The sequence below is a fragment of the uncultured Pontibacter sp. genome (genome assembly GCF_947495565.1).
In the GTDB taxonomy this organism is placed as follows: domain Bacteria; phylum Bacteroidota; class Bacteroidia; order Cytophagales; family Hymenobacteraceae; genus Pontibacter.
On the sequence record NZ_CANLZM010000016.1, the window covers coordinates 19,344 to 43,631 of the forward strand.

Here is a 24,288-nt window from a genome sequence, read left to right on the forward strand (position 1 = left end):
TCGCTACAAGTTGCCCGGCTGTACGATCACGGAACAGGTTAATCTCCTGCCGCAGACTGATTCTCACTAAAGTAAGTATACTTATATCAAACTTTAAGGACTATGAGAGCAGAACCAAGTGCAAGGTAAAACAAACGAATATGGTACTGGACTGTTGGAATGCGGTAGCAATATTCCTTATCTGGTGGGCAGCGGCTGATGGCGACACCGACGTAGATGATCCTGCAACGGGAGAAGAGGAGGACGTGGGCACCACCTATTTATAGGAGGCCCCGAAAAACAGATATGCTATTGTACAGAATGCTGCTTTACAAAGTAGCAGCAGACACCTCTATCAACCGGAGTAAATGCAGTCGCTCCGGTGATAGGGGATAACCTTCAAGTTTACATTACTCTAACGGAATCTACGTAAGGAGTAAAACTAAGTGGAGCAGAATAATAAGAACACACCTTGAAAAATAAAAAACATAGTCTGGCTGTCTTGCTGCTAATTCTGTTCTCCCTCTTCGGGAAAACAGCAGTTGCTCAGACAGACACCGTCGTATACCACCTTACGATTGACCAGAAAGAAGTAAAAATTGCCGGGAAACGCAGCAAGGGCATGACCATCAACGGTACCATCCCCGGCCCGACACTACGGTTTAAAAACGGGGACTATGCCGTGATGCACGTAAAGAATGAGATGAACGTGGAGACCTCGGTGCACTGGCACGGTTTGCTGGTTCCCAACTTTCACGACGGTGTGCCCTACCTCACCACACCACCCATCCCACCCGGCGAAACCTTTACCTATGAGTTTCCTTTGAAGCACGCCGGCACCTACTGGTACCACTCGCACACTGGCCTTCAGGAGCAGTCGGGCGTGTATGGCTCCATTGTGATTGAGGACAGGGAAGAGCGGATGGATTACGACACAGACCTGGTACTGGTTCTTTCAGACTGGACCTATGAAAAACCCTCAAATGTGCTGAAGACCCTGAAGCGGGGGTTGGAAATATACGACATTCAGAAAGGCACTTCCACCCCGCTCAACATGGTGATTGCCAGGGGAGCGCTGGGGGCGCAGCTTAACTTTTGGAAGCAACGGATGGAAGGGGCCGACATCGCCGACATCTACTATCCCGCCTTCCTGACCAACGGAGAGCCTGTGCGGGAGTACCCGGAGTTTGAGCCGGGGCAACGGGTAAGGCTGCGGGTGATCAATGCCGCTGCCTCCAGCCAATTCTGGCTGACCTTTGGCGGAGACAAACCGCTCCTGATTGCGGCTGACGGCCTGGACGTGGTGCCGGTGCAGCACAGCCCCACCTTTATTGCCGTAGCCGAAACATACGACTTTATCATTACCATTCCGGCTACCGGCAAGCTTGAAATGAAGGCCACCGTGCAGGACGGCTCCGGCCATACATCCGCCTTCTTTGGCCAGGGGACCGTTATTCCTGCCCCAGATGTGCCACGGCCCGATAAGATCGCCATGATGCAGCAGATGGCGGCCATGGACATGAAAATGGGGGCGCCCGCCACCAAATTCAACCCCAGCGAGGAAGAGCCATACGAGATGATGAAGGAGTGGGGGATGCAGATGGACGAAGAAATGCAAATGGGCGAAGGCACGCCCATGAAACACGGCAAAGGGATAGAGCCTGGCAAGGGTATGGACATGAAGCAGGAGCCGCAGCAAACGGAGCCAATGCCCCATGAGCATCAGATGGAGATGAAGAAAGATACGGCAGCCGCCAAGCAAATGAACCACTCGAAAATGGAACATGCTACCGGGCACCAAAAAGTAAAAGAGGTCACACCCACGGATACAGCTGCTGCCATGGAGATGGACCACGCGAAAATGGGCCACACCATGCATGGCCAGGCACAGGTGAGTAAGGAGGAGGCCAGTAAAGCAATCGGGATGCAGCACGAGGGAATGCCGGGCATGGACATGTTTGCGGAGTACAACTACGACTATTTAAAGGCTCCTGAACCAACTGACTTTGCAGCGGACAAGCCTGTGAGGGAGATTCTGCTGAACCTGACCGGAAACATGGTGCGCTACATCTGGAGCATGAACGGGGTGCCACTGAAAGAGGCCGATAAGATCAAGATAAGGCAGGGCGAGGTGACCCGCATCACGCTCAACAACCTAACCATGATGCACCACCCGATGCACCTGCACGGGCACTTTTTCCGGGTGATCAATGAGCACGGCGAGTACTCACCCCTCAAGCACACGGTGAACGTGGCGCCGATGCAGAAGGTGGTGATCGAGTTCGATGCCAACGAGTACGGCGACTGGTTTTTCCATTGTCATATCCTTTACCACCTCGATGCCGGGATGGCCCGCATTTTCAGCTACGACACGCCCCGCGACCCGCGCCTGAAAATGTATCCGCTCAACATCCTGACAAACAAGAGCAACCACTTCTTCTTCTGGGGTGCCGCCGATGTGGCCTCCCACATGGGCGAGACCCGGCTTGTGCTGTCTAACCTTCGGAACCAGTTCGTGGCTTCCGCTGAGTATGGGTGGAACAAGAACCTGGAGGCGGAGTTTACCTACGGCAGGTTCCTGTATGATTACCTGAACGTATTTGCCGGGGTGAATGTGGAGAATGAGGAGGAGAACAGTATGGATGCCGTCGAGACCACAGTCATTGCCGGTATCCGGTACCTCACGCCCTATATGTTCAATCTCGACGTGCGCCTGGACAGCAAACTGCGGCCACAGGTGAGCCTAAGCCGCGAGGTGCTGATCTTTCCGCGCACCTTCCTGTTTGGGGAGTATGAGTACCAAGCTGACTTTGGGTGGGTAAATGACTTTGAACCGGAAGAAGGCACAGGTAAAGTAGACAACTATAGGAGCGAAGCTACTTGGAATATAGGGCTTGAATACCTCCTGTCCAAGACCTTCTCACTAATGGGTAGCTACGACAACCGCTTTGGGGCGGGCGGTGGCCTGACAGTGCGGTTTTGAAATAGGTTTATGCCCGCACAACAAAAGCTACTAAAATGCTTGTAAAGAGGCTTAAGGTATAACCATTAATGATTGCCAAGAAGAATAGACGTCCACACTTATGGATTACTTTTACTTGATTAGCGGCATTGTGTTAGCACTCTGGGGTTTTGTGGAAGGCCTCTGGACTGCCCTATGGGTGGATGGTACATCGGCACCCCTTACCGGCCGCGGCACTACCCTAATATGGAAAGTAATGCAGTGCGTGTTGGGCAGGCGCAACCATAAGCTGCTAAGCCTTTCTGGCCCTGTCATTTTGGTCTCTACCATTTCTTTGTGGATCATAATGATTATTCTGGGGTGGACCTTAATTTTTTATGCTGCCCCACATGCTATACAGAATCCGACTACCAAAGCGTACCCCGGTTTTGTTGGTCGGCTTTGGTACATCACCTATGTGATGTTTTCGGTTGGCAACGGCGACTTTACCCCTCAGTCCAATACTTGGCAGTTGCTCAGTGCAGTAGTGGCTTTTGGAGGTATGGCCATGGTCACGCTTGCCGTAACCTACATTCTGCAGGTAGTCTCAGCAGTAACGGTAAAACGGTCTTTTGCGAGCCAGGTAAGCAGCATCGGGAAAAGCCCGGAGGAGTTCGTCACTGCGCAGTGGACGGGTAAAGACTTCGGTGATATAGAACTGCAACTCTCCAGCCTCTCAACGAGCCTTGCTAACTTGTCTGAGAAGCACATGGCCTACCCCATTTTGCACTACTACCACGCAGCCAAATCGCAGAAGGCAAATGCGGTAGCGCTGGCTATACTTGACGATGCGCTTATGACGATTACATATGGTGTCCCGGAAGTGCACCACCCTGCAGGCACTATCCTCAAGAGTACGCGCAGCTCTATCCAAACTTTCCTAGACACACTTAGCGGGGCCTACATCAGCCCCTCAAACGAAGTGCCTCCCATCCCTGATTTAACAAAGCTTAAGAGGAAGAGCATACCAACGGTAGAAGAGGGGGAGTATCAGAAAAAGTTTGGGGAGCAAGCGCAAAGGAGAAAGAAGATGTATGGCTACCTACAAAACAGCGCCTGGGCTTGGCCCGGAGCCAAAGGCAATTGAGCTTGCGATAGTGACATGACGCCCACAACCGGTGAGATGACCTCCCATGGCGGGCACAAAGTGGTGGCGGTGGATTTGGCAACCGGCAAACTACAGGATTTTATGACCAACGAAGGAAAAGAAAACAGGCAGGCAAGCGAACTTGGCATCAAAGGCATTGAACGACCTGTTGGTATCCGGCTTTCTCCAGATGGAAAGTCCTTAAACGTAATTGATTTTGGAATCATGAAAATAATGTCTGGCTCTGTTGTGCCGAAGGAAAAGTCCGGGGTGGTGTGAAAAAACACAAAACATAATCAGAAGCCTTACGGTGTAGAGACGTTATCAGATCGATGGGCCAGTAAGTACTACAAGACGGCTGTCTTGATACAGATAGCCATTAAATCCGATGCAACTTAAAGGATAGAAACAAAACAAGACAGTATAAAGGAAACGCTGGAAGGATATTTAGTTAATACTGCCTGCCTCCGAATTGTCCCAGTGGAGCGGCTGGGAAAAGCAGCCACAGAGCATACCACATCATGTGTACTCATAGGGCATTGCTTGGAGAGCGGCTACGGATTGGTGGGCAAAGACGGTAACACGACACTTCTGTACCCTAAGGTTACCCCGCATGTGGTACGGGCGCTTAAGCAGGCCTCAACCGAAAAGGGTGCGTGGCTTCGCGTAGAGCGTATGGAGAAGGACGGTAAAATGGAGACGGTGTCTATCAGGGAGGCTGTGAACCGCTAAACTTTTGGTGCTCAGCCTTGTCCAGGTACTTATCTTGTTTAATATAGGGCCTTTTAGTAACGTTTATGTTACCTTCAGGTTAGTTAACATTGAGTTAGCTATAGAGTTGGTGTTATATTAGCCTAATGAAACTAAGAAGTAACCAATACTATGTCCGCAAGTCCCATCGTTATTTAGGCGTTATACTGGGTGTTCAATTTCTTTTCTGGACCCTCGGCGGACTTTATTTTAGTTGGAACGACATCGGTGAAGTACACGGGGATCATCTCCGGGGTGAAAAAAAGTATTTCCCTGCTTCCATGAGTATGGTGTCGCCGCAGGTGGTGCTGGAAACCCTGCATGAAAAAAGCCAGGTTGACTCGGTGTTGTCTATTCAACTAATTGAAATCGCCGGAACACCTACTTACCAGATCCGGTATTTTTCGGGTGAACTGGAGCACGCAGCACATGAGGCAAATTCGCACAAGCCAAACCATTCCACCAATGTTAAAGTGCGGCTGGCAAATGCCGAAACAGGTGAATATGTTGCCCCTCTTTCTGAAAATGTGGCCGTAACCGTTGCCCGTAATCAGCTGGCAAACCCTATTAAGGTAGATAAAGTGGAGTACCTGACGGAAGTTGGCTCGCATCATGAGTACCGCGAAAAACCCCTGCCTGCCTGGGCCGTTACATTCAGCCAACCGGATAATTGCACAGTATATGTTTCTGCTGAACTCGGCACATTCCAGGCTATTCGCCATAACCAGTGGCGTGTGTTCGACTTCTTTTGGATGCTGCACACTATGGATTATGAAGGCCGTGACAACTTCGGCAATATTCTGCTAAGGGCATTTTCGATCTTTGGGCTGCTTACCGTACTTTCCGGTTTTGTGCTGTATTATGTTTCCTCACCTTCCGTAAGAAAAGTAAAGAAAAAGATAAGGGCGTAAGCGAAGTACGGGATACTAGCAGAAGCGCTATATTTGCAAATCCACTTTTATACTCATTCATTTAAAACTTTTCCATGAAGAGATCATTACGGCTAGTTGCCCTGGTAGCTACGGCCTCTGCTGTATTTGCGGCCTGTACAAATAATAACGAGGAAACAACTCAGGAGCAGACAGCTGCGCCTGTAGCGGCAAAAGCACCTGAAAACACCATGGCCTTGCAGGACACTATCAAAGGCAGTATCCCATCTGAAGCAACCGGCAAGATAGGGGAGGCAAATCTGAAGCTGACCTACCATGCACCTGGCGTTAAAGGGCGTACCATCTGGGGTGGACTGGTAGCGTACGATCAGGTATGGGTAACCGGCGCGCACATGGCTACAACCCTCGAAACTGATAAGGCACTTGTTATTGGCGGTGAGCAAATACCTGCAGGCAAGTATGCCTTGTTCACGATTCCGGGCCGTGAAGAATGGACCGTGATCCTAAACAAAAACTTCAAGCAGCACCTGGCAGACAACTATGACCAGCAGGATGATCTTGTGCGTGTTCAGGTAAAACCAACTACATTTGAGCAGCACCAGGAAAGACTAAAGTATGAAATAAATAGCATATCCGGTGCAGCTGGCAACATCCTGATTTCCTGGGATAAATTAAGGATTGAGGTACCGGTTGAAATCGGATCTTAGCTTTTCAGCCGTACAAAGGCCCCGCTTTTCTACTTGAATTCAGCGGTAAAAAGAGTGCGTTACATTAAACTTGGTATTGATACTGGTTATTAGGACCAAAATATCTTGGTAGCCTCAAATAGAAAGACGGGGCCAGTAGCTTTAAAGCAGTTGGCCCCTGTCCTTTTAATTTGAGGAGCGATAAAAGCCTAAATTGATTATTTATCCATCTTTTTCATGTTCATCATCACCTGTTGATAGCAGGCTTCGTCCATCACACCTTTTTGGCGCATGTTTTCCATCATCTGGTGCATTTTGGTTTTATTCATCCCACCCATCGTCTCAGCACTATCATTCTTCATCATCATCCCCTTGTGCATCTTATCCTTGTCCATCATCATCTCCATTTTTCCTGATTTCATGTGTTCGGACATAAGCTGCTTATGCATTTCGGGGTTCTGTATGATGATATCGAAGACTTCTTTTCTTTGAGCCTCGTTTTCCATAACCTTTTGCACGTTCACATCTTTCTGGCACCCGGTGGCACTAATAAGTGCCACAGCTAATAATAGTACAAAATAGCTTTTCATAGTTTCAGGATTGATTTTTAAAAAATACTTTATATCAACTAGTTCTACGACATTAAAGCCGCAAGGTATTTTTTAGCATAACTAAAAGGTAAAGGCGTTAACCTAAGCAGGCCAAGAACTGATCGATCTGAGCCTGGTTAAGTTAATGCCTCTATACTTACTGAGCCGAGTAGACTTACTTTTTCATCTGGCTCATGCTATTCACCATTTGCTGCATACAGGCATCGTCTATCATACCCTTTTGGCGCATCTGCTGCATCATGTTCCGCATCATATCGCTGTTGCCCATCATCATTCCGGACATCATACTGCAGTTAGCGGAGTCCTGGGCGCAGGCAGCCATCATCTGCTGCATCATGTTGCGCATTTGGCCTTGGTCCATGCCTCCCATCATACCGGCGCTGTCACCCATCATCATGTGGCCTTTGCCCATCATACCGGCATCTCCCATCATATCACCGCTGTTTTTTTCGCGCATTACCTGCATCATCTCTTTGTTCATCTCATCATCCTCCAGTATCATGTTATACACTTCCTTGCGTTGCGCTTCATTCTGCATAATTGTCTGCACGCTGGCTTCCTGCTGACAAGCGGTTATACTCAGGAGGAGAAGAATGATCGAATTGACTATTGTGGTTTTCATAGTTTTTAAAAGTTTACGTTGTTGATTCTATACCTGTCTTAGGGTAAGGGTTTACACTTATGCCTTATTTTATTTCTCTGCGTAGCAGCTGGGCGTTGATGGCAACAATTACTGTGCTAAGGCTCATGAGAGCGGCCCCTATGGCAGGGGAAACCATAATGCCTTGTTGGTACAGCACACCTGCTGCCAGCGGAAGTGCGATGACGTTGTAACCGGTTGCCCAGATCAGGTTTTGGATCATCTTTCTATACGTGGCCTTGCCGAAGAGTATAAGCGAGGCAATATCCTGTGGGTTGCTGTTTACCAGTATTATATCGGCTGTTTCGGCGGCAACGTCGGTACCGGACCCTACGGCGATACCGACATCGGCCTGCGCCAGAGCAGGGGCATCGTTCACGCCGTCTCCGGTCATGGCCACAAACTCGCCTTTGGCCTGCAGTTCCTTTACTTTTTCCTGCTTTTCGTGGGGCAGCACGTTGGCAATGTAGCCGTCCATGCCCAGCTTGTCGCTCACGCTTTTGGCTACGCGCTCGTTGTCGCCGGTTAGCAGCAGGTTTTTGATGCCGTTCTCTTTCAGTATTCGAATAGCCTCCGCAGACTCTGGCCTGATCTGGTCGCGCATGGTGATATAGCCGACCACTTGCTGCTCAACCATAATATAAACCACCGTTTCGACGCCTTCCTCAGCCTGGCTATCGGGTACCTGCACGGCAAACTCCTTGATGTAATTCGGGCCTACTACTTTGATGTCTTTGCCCTCCACGTTTCCTTCCAGTCCTTTGCCCGGCAGGTAGGTAAAGCTGGAAGAGGGAGGTATGGGAACGCCCTCGGCTTTTGCTTTCCGGAGGATGCCCTGTGAGATATAGTGCTCAGAGTTTTGCTCGATGCCAGCAGCAAGGCGGAGCAGCTCCTTTTCTGTATAGTTCTTGTCAAACACAACGATCTGGGCCACCTCATGAGAGCCCTGGGTAAGCGTTCCGGTTTTATCGAAAATGATGGTGGTAATCTTTCTGGAGTTCTCAAAAGCTGTTCGGTTCCGGATCAGAAGGCCATTGTTGGCAGACACGGCCGTTGAGATAGCAACTACCAAAGGTATGGCCAGGCCAAGTGCGTGCGGGCAGGAAATCACCATGACGGTAACCATGCGCTCCAGGGCAAAGCCAAACTCAGTCCCAGCCAGTATCCACCAGGCAAACAGGGTAGTAAAACCTGCGGTAAGCGCCACATAGGTCAGCCATTTAGCCGCTTTGTCCGCTAGCCGCTGCGTTTCGGATTTTGTCTTCTGGGCATCCTGCACCAGCTTGATCACCTTGTTCAGGTAGCTGTCCTTTCCGGTCGTCTGCACGCGCACCTGCAGCGACCCGTTCCCGTTAATCGCCCCACCGATTACTCTATCGTCTGTTTTTTTCTGCACGGGCTTGCTTTCCCCGGTCAGCATGCTCTCGTTCAGGTAGCTTTCTCCCTGCACCACCACGCCATCGGCGGGTACTTTCTCACCGGGTTTTATCAGGATGATGTCGCCCGGACGGAGCTCGTCCACACTCACCGTAACGGTTTCGCCGTTTTTGATTACCTGTGCCTCATCAGGCATCATGCTCACCAGCAGCTCCAGTGCTTTGGAGGCTCCCAGTACAGAGCGCATCTCGATCCAATGCCCCAGCAGCATGATCACGATCAGGGTTGCCAGCTCCCAGAAAAAGTCCATCCCCTCCAGGCCAAAAGCTACCGCCGTGCTGTAGAGGTAGGCTACCGTAACAGCCACCCCGATCAGGGTCATCATACCCGGTGCCCCTTTCTTCACTTCCTCAACTAGTCCCTTCAGAAACGGCCATCCGCCATAGAAATAGATGACACTGGAAAGGGCAAAGGCAATGAAGGTCCCATACGGCACATCCAGGGTATAGCCCAGGATGCCCTGGATCATCGGGCTCAGAATGATCACTGGGATGGAAAGGACAAGTGAGATCCAGAACCTTTTCTTGAAGTCCTCGATCATCATGCGGTGGTGGTCGTGCCCATGTCCGCCATGCCCTACATGCTCCCCGTGAGGTGGAGGGGTGCTCTCTCCATATGGCATGGCTTCTGTGTGGGCATGAAGTGTCTTCTCTTCTAGCCGCTCCTCAACTCTTTCCACACGGTCTTCGGCCGCTTTCTTAGAACTGTGGTGCTGGTGATGCTCGTGGTTGTTATCCATGTTAGCTACTTTTAATCTTGAGAATCGATTTTCAGTTTACGGGCCATTTCCGGCGTAACAGAATCTGCGTACGTGCCATATGCGTCCACCAGTACCCCCTTGACTCCTTTGTCAGAGGAGACAGCGTACACCACAGCGTTGTCAGCCGGATCACTAGGTCCTTCGAAACGGTATACTTCATCTACTGCAAACTCCCCGGCCCCCAGCTCTAGCTGTAGCCGCGGGCATTCCAAACAGTATGGCCGCAGGTTAAAATCCTCCGCATACCCTCGGCTCTTTAAGTCATTGAGCGCTTCGCTCACAGTGATATAGTGGTACTTAGGCATTCTTATTCACTTTGTGGTTTCTTTCTGATTAGCATGTCTCTGGCCACACAGAAAAAGCAAAGGCGCAGCTATGGGGCTGCGCCTTCTAATTTAATGGTGATCAGTTTGCAGGTACTTGCCCTGAGGCCCCACCCCCTCTATGTGTACGAGCTGCGCCCCATAATGTCCGGCCATAGCCACGTAGTATGCAGCGCCTGTAAGGACAAGGGCTACCACCAGTACGCTCCAGCGTTTTCCCTTAAACAGAAACTGGCTCAGTACTTGGGCCACCAGCCCAGTACCAGCCAAGTAAATGGTCCAGTCAGCGTAAAAATCGTGTTGAGCTAGTACAAGCTTGGCATGTTCCGAAAGGCCGCTTGTATGCGGGTGGTCTATCTTAGTTACATAATAGGCTGCTGCAAAGCTTACCAACACAGAAATAGTGACCACCCAATCCAAGGATTTACGCAGGAAAAAGATGTTTGCCAGCTGCACAGCCGCTGCCACTAGTAGTAGCACAATCGGGAAGTGTACAAACAGAGGGTGGCGATTCGGGAAATCATCAGGCCGGGCATGAACTGTTTCAGGGTTTAACCGGTGCGCTGCGTGCGTTTCGGGTGTTACCACAGTAGGTAGGGCAGAAGTGTCAGATTGCTGCACTTCCTCTTCCGTTTTGGCTATTTCCCCGTGCTTCTCTCCTCCATGAGCATATAGTCTTTCAATTTTAGTTAAAGATAAAAGCAAAGTGAATGTCACTATAAAATATACATTTTTCATTTTAGAAGTACTGGTTAAGTAGTTGTATTACGGTTCGTGGTTTATGTCCACAACACTTAACTACTCCTTTATTTATTTAAACCAACTGCTACAGGATACCTTAAATCGTACTAGCAATGAGAATCCATTTTGTACACCTTTAGCGTACTCAAGCGGGGAGCAGGCAGTTTTATATATTCATGGAGTAGTCTTATATATCTGCGGAGAAATCTATAGTGTCAATAAAGGTTGTCAATGGTTTGCCGGTCTGTGCCACCCTCATTCTTGTATTTATTGAGGGTGATGCCGGTTACCTCTTTGAACTGCCTTGACATATGCTGCAGGCTTTTATAACCTAGTTTGACTGCAACAGCGCTAAGTGAAAGCTCATCATAGGTAAGCAGCTCTTTGATGCGCTCTACTTTCTGTACAACAATATATCTGCTCAGAGCGATGCCTTCACATGTTTTGAATGAAGTACTGATGGTGGAGTAGTCTTTCCCTAACTTATCAGCCAGATACGTAGACACGTTAGTAGTAAGGGATGAGATCTCTTCGCTGTAGATTAGCTGAATGACAGCTACTTTTATACTTTCTATAAGCTCTTCACGCTTGTCGTGGAGCAGTTCGAAACCCTTTTTTGCCAGTACTGCTTCTATCGCAGCTTCATCTACCTCGGCATTTTCACCGACAGCGGCCATGCCTAACGTTACTTCCAGAACAGGCAACCCTAACTTTTCCAACTCCTCCCGCACAACCATAATGCAACGGGGGCACACCATGTTTTTTATATGTAGCACCCTTTGGTGCTGACTCTCTATACTCATACTCCTTAGGAAGTGTGTAAAGCGACTAGCGGCAAAATAGGCTAACCGCCTGATTTGATACAAACTTATTCAGACCGTCTTGCTTTGCTCCAGGGCCTATAAAGCACTGTAAAGGCACAGAAGACCATCCTGCAGCTATACCGGAGGCACATAGCTCTTCCAGTACTGTTGCAGACAGAAACAGTTTGTGCATCAAATTATGAGAGAGTGCAGGAATATCCTGATGTCAGGTATCTTAGGGACAGGGGCATCCGGGGGAGCATGTGATACTGCTCTGATACTGTTTCTGTACCAGAACCTCAGGAAAGCCTGGAACAGACTACCCGCAAGGGTGTAAGGAGCCTTCACGAGTGACGGCAAATCCACAGAAGGAGCCTCCTTGACAAAAGGGGCGTAAGCTAAATCTGAACAGCAACCATCCTTTTCCGGTGCAGGAGCCGGGTGCTCATCGCTGTGATGCTCGTGCGCTTTTTGGTGATGCCGGGCGGTAGGGGCCTTATTGTCGATTGCGTGGCTATGCCCCCCGTGTGTCGCACTATGATGGTCTTGGGTAAGCGCTGCAGGCAAGAGCCGCTGCGCCAGGTGCGGAAGATTACAGACCAATTGGGCAAAGTACAGGTTCACGAAGACCGCTAACAGCAGCAGCCCCGCCAAACTTGTTCTCTTGCTATGCCTGGTTCTTCTCATGAGCTAAAGCCTTTGTACATCAGCACCTAATCCTACACTTAATAAACAAATATAGTAAAAAAGTAACATCTCGCTACTTAAACCTTTGGTTGAAGTAGGCTAACTTATTTTACCAGAAATCAACAACACTTCTGAATGCTACAGGTGGTTAAGCGTGAGCCGATAAAAGCTCACGCTTGATTTGTACCTAATTAAGCACTTCCTCCGTGCTGCCGCATTTGAGCATCTGCTCCCCAAAGTATGGGTTTCTAATCTCTTGGTTAGAGCTCAGCCAATAAGCACCCTGGTTACTGTTAGCCATTGGGCAGTGTTGGTAGTAGAGTTTCTGATCCGTAGCGCCGAAGGCTTTTGTAAGAGAGAAGGTAGCCTCTGAAAGCAGCTCCAGGCGCTCACGCTGTGCGCCTACCTCTCCTGCTTCCGCAATTCCGGATGCACTTTGCTTTACCTCCTCCAGCTTCTCCTCAGCGAAGGCCCTCTGATCGCCCTCCAGCACAGCAAGGTCTACTTTTTCAGCGGCGGCTAGTACAGACGCAGCCGCTGCCTTTGCTGTTTCTGCGTTGGAAGCAACCAACGCGTCTTTCAATGACAAGTAGCTATCCACCAAAGCTGCTACCTGGGCTTTCAAAGGTTCGGCTACCGAAGTATAATCAGGTGTCTCTACCACTTGCTTGGTGACCATCTGACCATGGTTCATGTTACTGTGGTCCATGCTACTATGGTCCATGCCCTCATGCTCCTCCTGCGCTGTAGCAGTAGCTTCCTGTTGCTGCTCAGCACAGGCTGTGAAGGTAAAGGTTGCCATAACGGCTCCGGCGAATGTGATTCTTTGAATTGATCTTCGATTCATTTTAAAAGGTATTTAGAGTTAATGATTCACTTGATTTACTATGACAAAGGTGACTAATGCGCCTACTATAAGATAGGTAGCCCACCTGAGCCATTTCTTGTAATTTTGCCTGTTCGGTTCCTCCGGCTCTGTCCTGCAGCAGTCTTTCATTCTTATCAATGGTTATGACCAGCCATAGGGTCGCCACCCTTCTTCAGCACAAACTCGCTGTAGAGCAGGTAGGCGCCCGAAGTCACCACTTTGTCGTTTTCCCTGATTCCTGAAAGTATGGCTACGCTGTTAAAGCTTTCCTCCCCAAGCGTCACCATGCGTGCCTGAAAGGTGCCTTTTCCTGTCTGCACCCAAACATGGCTACCACTTTCATCCCTGATAACCGCATCGGTGGGAACAACCAAACTGGAATCGGTCCTACTAGGAAGCATCACATTCGCCTGCATGCCCGGCAGGTACTGGCTCTCTTCATTTGGCAGCTCGGCGCGCAGCACCGCCACCTGGCTCCCAGCCCTGAACTCAGGGCTCAGGAACGTAACCTTGGCGGGAACAGGCTTTCCGGCAAAACCCTGCACCGACACCTGGACAGGGTCCCCTGCCTGCACTTGGGCCACTTCCTGCGGATAGAGTTCAGCCTCCACCCAGACACTGCCCAGCTTGCCCAACCTGTAGAGCACGCCGCCTTCGGCTACGTACTGTCCCTCGGCGGCGGCAACTTCTGTTATCACGCCTGAACTTGGGGCCACGAAGGTCACGCGGGCATCCAATTGCTCGGTACTGGCCAGGTTTCGCACCTGTGCCTCCGTCAGACCGTAGAGCAGGAGCTTCTTTTTGGCCGCTTCCAGAAAAGAAGCAAAGCGCGGGTTTTCATTTCCGAGTTCCTGATGCTGCTTCAGAGCCAGCAGGTACTCCCGCTGCAGGGTCAGGAGCTCCTCTGAGTACAGCTCGTAGAGCGGCTGGCCTTTTCTGATGCTTTGCCCGGTCTCTTTGATAAAGAGCCGTTCGATGCGGCCCGCAGCACGGCTGCTGACGATGTCGGTTTGAGACTCGTCCAGCACGAGCTGTCCCGTCAGGATGGTGCCGCTGCCCACGTCGCCGTACTTCACGCGCCTCACCGCGATATTACCTAGCGCAATCTGACTATCACTTAGCATCAATTCCCCTTCATTCTGCCCACCCTGCGACACAGGCACCAGATCCATAAAACAGATAGGGCAGGTGCCCGGCTCGTTTTGCACGATCTGCGGGTGCATCGGGCAGGTGTAAGTGGCCGATTCGCCTTCCGCATGCTCCGCCTCCTCGTGACTGCAGGCTCCTAGGGTGACCACCACCAGGAAAGCCAGCAGGTAAAGAATACTATTTCTTAATTTTTTCATGGTGTCTTTCCTATTTATTCACTTTAATAAAGCTCTCACTGTCCACCAGGAACTGCGCATTAGCGGCCACAACATCGCCCTGCTGTAGCCCCGCCACTACCTGCGTCTCATTCCCTTCTGTGGTGCCGACGGTGACAGCCACAGGCTCGAACACGCCGTTTACTTTACGGAAGGCCATAGACCTGGTGCCGATGTCGAGCACAGCCGTTTTAGGTACCCATAGGGCAGGCGCCGTGGTGTAGTTGGCGCGGGCGCTTACCAGTTGTCCCACCATGGCCAGCCTCTGCTGCCCTGGCAGATACACCCGCACTTTGGCAAAGCGCTCGCCCTCCTCGTAAAAGGGCTGAAGGAAGCTTACCTGCGCCTCTAGACGTTCGTCGGGCAACTGTGGAAAGGTAACCTGCACAGGAGTCCCTGTTGCCAATGCGCTCACCTCACCGGCAGGGACATTAAACTCAGCCCACAACTGGTTAGGGTTGACTACCCGCAAGAGCGGCTGCCCAGTACTCACATACATGCCTTCTCTTAGTTGGATGTCTTCAGCAGTTGGCGTAGGGAGAGAACCAGATGTTGCACCTGCACTACTGCCGCCTCCCATACTTCCCATGCCACTGCCTATACCCGCCGCGGCTACACCCGCCGTGCTTGGTGTAGCTGTCGGGGCCGCTGTGTTCAGGCCGATTATGTAGCCATCATAAGGGCTGTAAAGGGCAAAAGTGTAGCTCTCCTCTCCGCTTCGGATAAGACGGTTGATCTGCGCATCTGTGGCACCCAGCAGGCGCAGCTTCTGCCTGGCGGCCTCGATCAGCTGCTTGTCCTCTGGGGCTGACTGCACCAGGTACAGCAGTTCCTTCTGCGCCGTGATCAGCTCCGGGCTGTAAATCTCCATCAACTTCTGTCCTTTGCGGATGGGCTGAAAGTTGTACTTGACAAAAAGCTTTTCGATACGGCCGCCCACACGGGCAGGCACAGTATATACCCGCCGGGGGTCATAGGTGATAATGCCTTCCATTTTCACGGTAGCCTGCACCGTTTTTTGCTGGGGCTTTGCCGTAGCCACCGAGGAGACGACGGTCGTGTTTGTGGGTCTCAGCAGAAACGCCAGATCCTCTGTTATTTCAACCGCTGTCCCATGCCCTGACTTTGGCACCAGGTCCATACCGCAGATAGGGCAGGTGCCCGGCTCGTTCTGCACGATCTGCGGGTGCATCGGGCAGGTGTATTCTGTATCCCCTGCAGTATGCTCCGCCTCATCGTGACTACAAGCCCCCAATGTGACAAGCATCAGGAGAGCCAGCAGGCACAGGATGTTATTTCTCGATTTCTTTCTCATAATTCACCACCATTAAATAAAGCTCCTGCAACCTGTTGAGGTACTCCATCTGCGCCATGTTCAGCGCTTCCCAGGCATCGATCACCTCGGGTAGCTGCGCGCTGTTCTGCTCATAGGCCAGCATGGTCACATCATAATTTTTCTTCAGGGCAGGTAGGATTTTTGCTTGATAATTCTCTGTCTGCTCCCGCATGGTATTCAGCTCCAGGGCCATATTCCGTGCCATCCCCTGGGCCTCATTTAAAATACCTTCGCGCTCCCGCTGCATGGCCTCAATCTCCAGGTTCATTGCCTTGGTATTGGCTTTGTACATTTTGGAGGACCACGGAGCGATGGGAACGGATACCATGCCCATTGCCGTGAACTGGTTAGGCATCATGCTGTTGCGCGGTGTCATGTGGTCGAAACGCAGGCGGAAATCAGGTTTGCGCTCTAGCCGTTCCAGTTCCACACCCAGGCGCATGGTTTCTATAGATCTGTCTAGCTGACGCAAATCGCTGCGGTTGTCGTTGAGGTACGCTGTGTCGGTAGCCAGTGCAACAGGCTCTGGTACGCTCACTAAGGTATCAATGCGAAACTGCAGCTCTTTGGGCAGGTTCATCAGTATATTCAGCGCCACGTTCTGCTGCAGGATTTCATTGCGCGTCATCAGTTGCATATTCTCCACCTCGTGTAGGCGTGCCTCCGCTTCGTAAATGCTGCCAAGTTTGCCCTGGCTGTAAGGGTAACGAATGCGCGCCAGCTTGAGCATGTAGGTCATGATGCGTTCATTGTCCTGCAGCACGTTCATTTTTTTCTCCAGCACCACCCAACTATAGTAGGCTGCTTTAGCCTGTGAGCGGAGCTCATTGAATACTACCGCCGTCTTTGCCTGCTCAATAGCCGCCCGTGAATCAAAATAAGCCTGCTTGGCGCGTTGCTTAGCAGGGTTCGGAATCGCCTGCTCTGCCGAGATCATATAAGCCCCCTCCCTTTCGTCACGCTCGACACTCTGGCGTGAGTAGGGCATCATAAATACACCGGCTCCCACCATAGGTGGCATCCAGCTTGTAGCCCCCTCGGCATATGCATCCTGTGCTTTAGCGCGCAGCTCGTACTGTTGCAGCATAGGATTGCTACTGCTTACTCTTTGCAGTACGCTGTCCAAGGTCATAGTCTGTTGCTGGGCCAGCGCCGGAGCGCTGGCCAGCAGCATCACAAACAACCAGCTAATATTTTTGTATTTTTTAATGCTTAACATCATATATTTCTAATTTTCCGTGCTTCCTTAACTCATACTCTTTTGTCATCTCGAATACCACCGGCGTTACCAGCAGGATGTGAACAGAGGAGGTAAACACGCCTCCTATCAACGGGAGCACAATGGGCAACATGATATCAGAGCCCACTCCCGTAGCCCAGAGCACAGGAACCAGGCCGAACAGAGACACCGAGACAGTCATGATCTTCGGGCGAAGACGCTTGGCAGCTCCCATGAAAACATAGTCACGGATGTCCTGCTTGGTAATGGTCTCTGCAGAGTTGCCTTTTGCCTCCACCAGCGCCTTCATTGCCTCATTCAGGTACACGATCATCAGCATACTTGTCTCCATCGCCAGACCAAACAAGGCGATAAACCCCACGGCCACGGCTACCGAAAGGTTTACTCCGTAGAAGTACACGATGTACACGCCACCGATCAGGGCAAAAGGGATGGTGCCCAAGTTGATGAGCGCTTCCTTCATGGACTTGAAGGAGAAGTACAGGATGAGGAGGATAATCACCAGCACCAGCGGAATGATGACCTTGAGCGTGTTGTTGGCACGCACCTGGTTCTCCCACTGGCCGCTCCACTCCAGGTAGTACCCATCGGGTATGCCCGTTACCTCGCTGTTGATCTTTTCGATGGCCTCCTGTACCGTGCTGCCCAGGTCACGGTCGCGTACGTTAAACAGCACAGCACCGCGCAGCTGCGCATTCTCTGAATTGATCATCGGCGGCCCGTTTGTAAAACGCACGGTGGCCACGGATGAAAGTGGAATGGTGCCAGCCGCCGAGGTCTGAATCGGGATGCGCTGGATGCGCTCCACACTATTGCGGTATTCCTGCGCCATGCGCACGTTGATGGAAAAGCGCTCGCGTCCCTCTATCGTGTTGCCGATAGGTGTGCCACCCAGGGCAGACTCCACAATCATGTTTACATCGTCCACCGTCAGTCCATAGCGTCCCAACGCCTCCCGGTTCACATCAATTTCCAGGTACTTGCCACCCGTAATTGGCTCCACGTACAGGTCTTTCACACCCGGCACACCATTCAGAGCAGTTCTTACCTTTTCAGACACCGCCGCGATAGAGTCCAGGTTCTGGCCGTACACTTTTACGCCAACATCGGTGCGGATGCCGGTGGCCAGCATGTTGATGCGGTTGATGATAGGCTGAGTCCAGCCGTTTACCACACCCGGTATCTGCAGCTTCGCGTCCAGCTCCTGGATGATTGCCTGTTTTGTCATCCCCTCCCGCCACGCTGACTCTGGCTTCAGCATAATGATCGTTTCAATCATGCTGATAGGGGAGTTATCGGTGGCGGTGCTGGCGCGTCCGGCCTTGCCCAAAACGCTCTCCACCTCAGGCACCGATTTGATGATCTTGTCCTGCACCTGCAGAATACGCTTGGCCTCGGCATTGGAAATATCCGGCAGCGTGACTGGCATGAAAAGAATAGACCTCTCATCCAACGGTGGCATAAACTCTGTACCAAGGCTAAACAACATTGGAACAGAGACAGCCAACGCCAGCAAGTTGATACCTAGTGTTGTTTTACGCCACTTCAGGCACCATTTCAATATGGGGCTATAGACCTTCTCAAGTCCTCGGTTGATAGGGTTCGCACTCTCCTCCTTAAACTTTCCTTTCAGGAAGAATGAAATGAGCACTGGCGTGAGAGTGATGGCCACAATGGCATCCACGATCAATATAAAGGTTTTGGTCCAAGCCAGCGGCCCGAACAGCTTTCCTTCCTGCCCGGTGAGCAGGAACACGGGCAAAAAGGAAGCAATGATGATTACCGTGCTCCAGAACACGCTGGGCCCCACCTGTCTGCTGGACTTCTCTATGATTCGAATTCTATCTTCTTTTGATAACTTCATGTTCATTCTGTTTTTGAATGCAGCTAATTAATCCTCCCACGGTTTGCCTTTCGTCGCATCGGCCAGGTGCCGGTAGGCGTTTTCCACCATCACGATGGCGTCATCCACAATCACACCGATGGACAGGGCAATACCTGTCAGGGACATGATATTAGAAGAAATACCAAAGGCATTAAGCAGGATAAAGCCAATGGCAACGGAGAGGGGCAACTGGATCATGATCACGAGGGCGCTACGCCAGTGGAAGAGGAACAGGAGCACGACCAGCGAAGCCACGATCATCTCTTCTATCAGGGTGCTTCTGACAGAGTCTATGCTTTCGTTGATGAGGCCACTACGGTCGTAGACGATGTTAAACTTCACGCCTTCTGGTAAACCTTTGGCTACTTCCTCCATCTTCACCTTCACGTTTTCGATTACCTCCTCCGCGTTCTCACCGTAGCGCATCACGACAATACCGCCCACCGCCTCGCCTTTGCCATTCAGGTCGAAGATGCCGAGGCGTGTTTCTCCTGTCATTTGAACAGAGGCTATATCCTTTACCCGAACGGGAATGGTGTTGTTAGTAGTAATCGGGATGTTCTCAATCTCGTTGGCAGACTCCAGGTATCCGGTTGTTTTGATGATGTAGCCAATGTCTGACAGCTCAAACTTGCGGCCGCCCGCCTCGTTGTTGTTAGACCGCACCGCCTGTATCACCTGCGGAACAGAGAGGTTGTAGTAAGTAAGTTTGTTGGGATCGAGGGTAATCTGGTACTGCTTTTGAAACCCTCCGAATGAGGCCACCTCGCTTACACCATCCACATTCTGCAGCGCGAACTTCACATACCAGTCCTGCACGGCTCGCTGCTCACCCAAATCCATGCCGGGGGCATCTAAGGTGTACCACAGGATGTGCCCTACACCGGTACCATCAGGCCCGAGGGTAGGGGTTGCGTCTTCGGGCAGCATGTTTCCGACAGAGTTCAGTCGCTCCAGTACTCGCGTGCGGGCCCAGTACACATCCGTCTCATCCTCAAAAATGATGTAGATAAAGCTCATGCCAAACATGGAGGTGCCGCGCACATACTTCACCTCGGGCAGTCCCTGCAGGTTCGTTACAAGAGGGTAGGTGATCTGGTCTTCCACGAGCTGGGGGCTTCGGCCCATCCATTCTGTGAAAACGATGACCTGGTTTTCAGACAAGTCCGGGATGGCGTCCACCTTGTTTGTCTGCACAGAATAAACGCCCCAGCCAAACAGCGATGCCGCAATGAGCAGCACCATGGTACGGTTGCGGAGCGAAAAGGAAATTAACTTCTCGATCATGAAAATAAATGAATAACCTTAAAGGAAATGACTGTCAGCCATGGGAAACGGCTAAAATGGAAACGGTGCCGGAGAGAATGGTCGCGGTATATCGACGCAGTACAACAGGGCTACACCTGCAGCACATGTAAAACGGCACCTGGCAGCCTGTCAGGTTATATAAGAAAGGATTGCACCAGAACGGGGATGTCCCGGGCAATGGGAGGGGAAGTATAAAGGGCGTAAGCAGGTTTGACTCCTTCCTGTGCTGCAAAAAGCCGCAGGATCACCACTTTCACAGCGGCAATGAATTTCAGATCCAGCGTTTTGCTGAGTGCAAGGGCCTTTGTGTTGGTGGCTATATCCAGGCGCTCCACTACCAGTTGGTGGTCTTCGCAGCAGCTGCCTTGAGGTGCCGTTTCTTTCACAGAAGCATGGCAGGGAGGCAGGGCCTCTCTCTTCTGCTCCATCAAGCACTCACTTGCCTCTCCGTAAAAGCTCAGATCACGTATCTCCCCGGCACAAAAATGCATCCCCACCGAGAAGCCTGTCGAGGAGACAAGCACCAGCAGCGCAAGGGAAAGCAATATGATCCGGTGGAAAAACTTCATGAACAGAGATATTTACGTTTGCAAAGATACAACGGGAACAACAAGGCCTGTTGCATAATTAACAAAATTTTTTACATATTTTTTGTACTGGTCTACTCCCGGATAACCTGAATGCACGCCAAGCGCGATAGCATTGGCGTCTATCGTAGGACGAAAGAGCGCCTGGGATACTGTCAAAACGATTTACCTCTCCCTTTTGTTCTCTTCACAGGCAGCTATCCGCTCCGTGTGATAAGTGCCGACGCAAGCACTAAGCATTTAAAATCACAAGCATGGACGGAGGCTTCATCAAAGGACGCAATGACTTATTTTAGGCACAAAACTTAGAGTACAAGTAATAAAATCTATAATTGTTAGTCATAATTCTGTAATAAAACGCGCCACACCATGCTGTACCTTTGCATTAAGAATGACAAAATGAGTTGGAAACTATGGAGAATAAACTATTAACCCCAGACAAGGTCATCAGTCAACCTACTGTGAAGAAGCAGAAGGTATCTTTACCGGTCACCGGTATGAGCTGCGCCTCCTGCGCCCTCAGTGTGGAGTCCATGGTGGGAACGCAGCCGGGAGTGTCACAGGCGGCGGTGAACTTTGCCTCCCAGACACTGCAGGTGTCCTATGATCCTGACAAGGTCACCCTTTCGGACATACAGCGACATGTGCAGGAGATCGGCTTCGACCTGATCATTGACCAGGAAAATGCCCAGGAGAAACAGGAGGAGGCCCAGCAGAACCATTACCAGGCGCTGAAGAAACGCACGATAGCCGCGGCCGTTCTCACCCTGCCGGTATTCATCATTGGGATGTTCTTCATGGACAAGCCTTACGGCAGCTGGATCATGATGGTGCTGAGCGCGCCGGTGCTGTTTTACTTTGGCCGCAGTTTTTTCATCAATGCCTACAGGCAGGCCAGGAACGGGAAGGCGAACATGGACACGCTGGTGTCGCTCAGCACAGGCATCGCCTTTGGCTTCAGCGTGTTCAATACCTTGTTCCCGGAATTCTGGCTGGCGCGCGGCGTGCAGCCGCACGTCTACTTTGAGGCCGCTGCCGTGGTGATCGTCTTCATCATGCTCGGTAAGCTGCTCGAGGAGAGGGCCAAGTCCAATACTTCCACCGCCATCAAAAAGCTGATGGGGCTGCAGCCGAAGACCGTGTGGCGGGTAGAGGGGGACCAGGAGCGGGAGGTGCCCATCTCCCAGGTGCAGAAAGGTGACCTGCTGCTGGTACGTTCCGGCGAGAAAATACCTGTGGACGGCGAGGTGTCCCAGGGTGCCTCTTACGTGGACGAAGCGATGCTATCAGGGGAGCCCGTGCCGGTGGCCAAGGGGAAAGGAGACAAAGTCTACGCAGGCACCATCAACCAGAAAGGCAGCTTCCGGTTTGTAGCCGAGAAGGTGGGCAGTGAGACCATGCTGGCGCACATCATCAAGATGGTGCAGGAAGCGCAGGGCTCCAAGGCCCCGGTGCAGAAACTGGTGGACAAAGTAGCCGGCGTCTTTGTGCCTGTCGTGCTGGTGATAGCGCTTGTCAGCTTTGCCGCCTGGTTAACGCTGGGTGGGGACAGCGGCCTGACACAGGGACTGCTGGCCCTGGTGACCGTGCTCGTGATAGCCTGCCCGTGTGCCCTCGGTCTGGCAACCCCAACCGCCATCATGGTGGGCGTAGGCAAAGGTGCTGAAAACGGCATCCTCATCAAAGACGCGGAAAGCCTGGAGCAGGCTCATAAAGTGACCGCCATCATACTCGATAAGACTGGCACCATCACGGAGGGAAAACCTGTCGTGACAGACCTGGTCTGGGCTGATGGAGCAGGTAACAGGCAAAGCCTGCAAACAGTACTGCTCTCCCTGGAGCTGCAGTCGGAGCACCCGCTCGCGGAAGCAGTGGTGCGCCACCTGAAGGAGCAGGAGACAAGGTCTCTGGAGCTTGACTCCTTCGATAGCCTTACCGGGCGTGGCGTGAAGGCTTCTTTAAACGGCAACCTGTATATAGCAGGTAATCCTAAACTACTGGAAGAGGAAGGGGTGCGCGTTGCGCCGGAGCTGGCAGGCAAGGCAGAAGCCTTACGTGCCGAGGCCAGGACCGTCATCTTCTTTGCAGAAAACAAGCAGGCCGTTGCCCTGGTCGCCATTGCCGACCAGATCAAGCAGCATTCTGCGGCAGCCATCCACGCGCTGCAGGAGCAGGGAGTAGAAGTATACATGCTCACCGGCGATAACCAGCAAACAGCTGCCAGTGTAGCCAGGCAGGTGGGCGTCAAAAACTATAGAGCGGAGGTGCTGCCGTCAGACAAAGCGGCGTTTGTAAAGGAGCTCCAGACACGGGGGAAAGTGGTGGCCATGGTGGGTGACGGCATCAACGATTCGCATGCCCTGGCGCAGGCGGATGTAAGCATTGCCATGGGCAAGGGCTCTGACATTGCCATGGATGTAGCCAAAATGACGCTTATTTCCTCAGACCTGCAGCAGGTTCCAAAAGCGCTGAAGCTGTCGAAGCAAACGGTGCGTACGATAAAACAGAACTTGTTCTGGGCCTTCATCTATAACCTGATAGGCATTCCGATTGCTGCGGGTGTTCTTTACCCGTTTTACGGCTTCCTGCTGGATCCCATGATTGCAGGTGCGGCTATGGCGCTGAGTTCTGTGTCCGTGGTCACGAACAGCCTGCGGCTAAAGGTGCAGAAGCTATAGACAGTGCCTAAAAGCAATGGGAAAATCAGAAGGTAAGTATCAGGCAGGACATCGGCTTGCTTTACTTAACAGTATAAAACTAAGTAGTATAATTAAAAAAGAGAAACCATGAAAGACTTACAATTTAAAACCAATATCAACTGCGGAGGCTGTGTCTCTAAGGTAACCCCTATACTAAATTCCACTGAAGGCGTTTGCGAGTGGAACGTGGATACAACCAAGAGAGAAAAGGTATTGACTGTAAAAACAGACTCCCTTTCAGCCGGTGAGATTGTAGCCACCGTAGAGAAGGCTGGCTTCAAAGCGCAGCCTTTGTAGCCTGGTGGCTCTTTAAAGCCGGTGCATGTTTTTGATGTGCACCGGCTTTTTAGTTGCTGAAAAACCAGCTTCAAACACGCAGCTTAAAATAAGTACCGGCGCTACAGCTTTGAAGCAATGTAGGATTGAATGTTAGAAGATTTAAGCAATATTTGCGGCAGTATGCACACTAGTTCCTAATTTACACCCCTAGATATTGACAAACGCGATGACTAAACTGTACAACTCCCTTTTTGTCCTAGTGTGCTGTGCTTTCCTTTCTGGCTGCGGCCAGGGATCAGCAGTAGAGGAAACACCTGAACACGCCAA

General features: G+C 51.4%; 21 protein-coding genes and 1 pseudogene. 9 read left to right on the top strand and 13 right to left on the bottom strand.

Going from position 1 to position 24,288, the window contains the following annotated elements; genetic code table 11:
- Positions 1-140: 140 nt before the first annotated feature.
- From Q1B04_RS17505 to Q1B04_RS17535, 7 genes are all read left to right on the top strand, one after another.
- Positions 141-266 carry a hypothetical protein gene (locus Q1B04_RS17505; RefSeq protein ID WP_299761268.1) on the top strand — a complete coding sequence of 42 codons (126 nt, stop codon included), beginning with the start codon at positions 141-143 and terminating at the stop codon, positions 264-266.
- Between the two features lie 218 nt (positions 267-484).
- A complete protein-coding gene (locus Q1B04_RS17510; RefSeq protein ID WP_299761544.1) occupies positions 485-2,962 on the top strand; it encodes a multicopper oxidase domain-containing protein in 2,478 nt (825 codons plus the stop codon).
- Between the two features lie 100 nt (positions 2,963-3,062).
- Positions 3,063-4,067: a potassium channel family protein gene (locus Q1B04_RS17515; RefSeq protein WP_299761271.1), complete on the top strand. Its 1,005-nt coding sequence runs from the start codon at positions 3,063-3,065 to the stop codon at positions 4,065-4,067.
- A gap of 15 nt (positions 4,068-4,082) precedes the next feature.
- Positions 4,083-4,346, top strand: a complete 264-nt coding sequence (locus Q1B04_RS17520) for a hypothetical protein (RefSeq protein WP_299761274.1) — start codon at positions 4,083-4,085, stop codon at positions 4,344-4,346.
- Positions 4,347-4,547: 201 nt separating this feature from the next.
- Positions 4,548-4,799, top strand: coding sequence for a hypothetical protein (locus Q1B04_RS17525; protein ID WP_299761277.1), 252 nt, complete (start codon positions 4,548-4,550; stop codon positions 4,797-4,799).
- Positions 4,800-4,924: 125 nt separating this feature from the next.
- The gene (locus Q1B04_RS17530; protein ID WP_299761280.1) at positions 4,925-5,728 is read left to right on the top strand and encodes a PepSY domain-containing protein; all 804 of its coding nucleotides are present in this window, start codon (positions 4,925-4,927) and stop codon (positions 5,726-5,728) included.
- Between the two features lie 74 nt (positions 5,729-5,802).
- Positions 5,803-6,414 (top strand): DUF2911 domain-containing protein, encoded by a 612-nt coding sequence (locus tag Q1B04_RS17535; RefSeq protein WP_299761283.1) that lies wholly within the window; start codon positions 5,803-5,805, stop codon positions 6,412-6,414.
- Positions 6,415-6,611: 197 nt separating this feature from the next.
- On the opposite strand, the gene Q1B04_RS17540 is transcribed toward Q1B04_RS17535, so the two are convergent.
- The 13 genes and pseudogenes from Q1B04_RS17540 to Q1B04_RS17605 all read right to left on the bottom strand — a co-directional run bounded on the left by Q1B04_RS17540 (position 6,612) and on the right by Q1B04_RS17605 (position 20,965).
- Positions 6,612-6,983: a hypothetical protein gene (locus tag Q1B04_RS17540; RefSeq protein WP_299761286.1), complete on the bottom strand. Its 372-nt coding sequence runs from the start codon at positions 6,981-6,983 to the stop codon at positions 6,612-6,614.
- A 175-nt stretch (positions 6,984-7,158) separates the two neighbouring features.
- The gene (locus tag Q1B04_RS17545; RefSeq protein WP_299761289.1) at positions 7,159-7,626 is read right to left on the bottom strand and encodes a hypothetical protein; all 468 of its coding nucleotides are present in this window, start codon (positions 7,624-7,626) and stop codon (positions 7,159-7,161) included.
- Between the two features lie 64 nt (positions 7,627-7,690).
- Entirely contained in the window at positions 7,691-9,820 is a 2,130-nt protein-coding gene (locus Q1B04_RS17550; protein WP_299761292.1) for a copper-translocating P-type ATPase, read from the bottom strand.
- An 11-nt stretch (positions 9,821-9,831) separates the two neighbouring features.
- Positions 9,832-10,146, bottom strand: a complete 315-nt coding sequence (locus Q1B04_RS17555) for a phosphoribosylpyrophosphate synthetase (RefSeq protein WP_299761294.1) — start codon at positions 10,144-10,146, stop codon at positions 9,832-9,834.
- A gap of 90 nt (positions 10,147-10,236) precedes the next feature.
- Positions 10,237-10,902, bottom strand: coding sequence for a hypothetical protein (locus Q1B04_RS17560; protein ID WP_299761297.1), 666 nt, complete (start codon positions 10,900-10,902; stop codon positions 10,237-10,239).
- Between the two features lie 218 nt (positions 10,903-11,120).
- Complete coding sequence (locus Q1B04_RS17565; RefSeq protein WP_299761300.1) at positions 11,121-11,663, bottom strand: helix-turn-helix domain-containing protein; 543 nt, start codon at positions 11,661-11,663, stop codon at positions 11,121-11,123.
- A gap of 237 nt (positions 11,664-11,900) precedes the next feature.
- Positions 11,901-12,395: a DUF2946 family protein gene (locus Q1B04_RS17570; RefSeq protein WP_299761303.1), complete on the bottom strand. Its 495-nt coding sequence runs from the start codon at positions 12,393-12,395 to the stop codon at positions 11,901-11,903.
- A gap of 187 nt (positions 12,396-12,582) precedes the next feature.
- Positions 12,583-13,242 (bottom strand): DUF3347 domain-containing protein, encoded by a 660-nt coding sequence (locus tag Q1B04_RS17575; protein WP_299761306.1) that lies wholly within the window; start codon positions 13,240-13,242, stop codon positions 12,583-12,585.
- A gap of 155 nt (positions 13,243-13,397) precedes the next feature.
- The gene (locus Q1B04_RS17580; RefSeq protein WP_299761309.1) at positions 13,398-14,609 is read right to left on the bottom strand and encodes an efflux RND transporter periplasmic adaptor subunit; all 1,212 of its coding nucleotides are present in this window, start codon (positions 14,607-14,609) and stop codon (positions 13,398-13,400) included.
- Positions 14,610-14,619: 10 nt separating this feature from the next.
- Entirely contained in the window at positions 14,620-15,942 is a 1,323-nt protein-coding gene (locus Q1B04_RS17585; RefSeq protein ID WP_299761312.1) for an efflux RND transporter periplasmic adaptor subunit, read from the bottom strand.
- Positions 15,920-17,185 (bottom strand): TolC family protein, encoded by a 1,266-nt coding sequence (locus Q1B04_RS17590; RefSeq protein ID WP_299761315.1) that lies wholly within the window; start codon positions 17,183-17,185, stop codon positions 15,920-15,922. Before Q1B04_RS17590 ends, Q1B04_RS17585 begins: the two co-directional genes overlap by 23 nt.
- Positions 17,169-20,375 (bottom strand): annotated as a pseudogene (locus tag Q1B04_RS20055) (CusA/CzcA family heavy metal efflux RND transporter). The gene Q1B04_RS17590 and the pseudogene Q1B04_RS20055 overlap by 17 nt, the downstream one beginning before the upstream one ends.
- Before the next feature lie 155 nt (positions 20,376-20,530).
- A complete protein-coding gene (locus Q1B04_RS17605) occupies positions 20,531-20,965 on the bottom strand; it encodes a hypothetical protein (protein WP_299761324.1) in 435 nt (144 codons plus the stop codon).
- A 515-nt stretch (positions 20,966-21,480) separates the two neighbouring features.
- Here Q1B04_RS17605 and Q1B04_RS17610 point away from each other — a divergent pair.
- Both Q1B04_RS17610 and Q1B04_RS17615 read left to right on the top strand, forming a co-directional pair.
- Positions 21,481-23,661: a heavy metal translocating P-type ATPase gene (locus tag Q1B04_RS17610; protein WP_299761547.1), complete on the top strand. Its 2,181-nt coding sequence runs from the start codon at positions 21,481-21,483 to the stop codon at positions 23,659-23,661.
- 108 nt (positions 23,662-23,769) lie between these two features.
- A complete protein-coding gene (locus tag Q1B04_RS17615) occupies positions 23,770-23,979 on the top strand; it encodes a heavy-metal-associated domain-containing protein (protein ID WP_299761327.1) in 210 nt (69 codons plus the stop codon).
- Positions 23,980-24,288 lie beyond the last annotated feature (309 nt).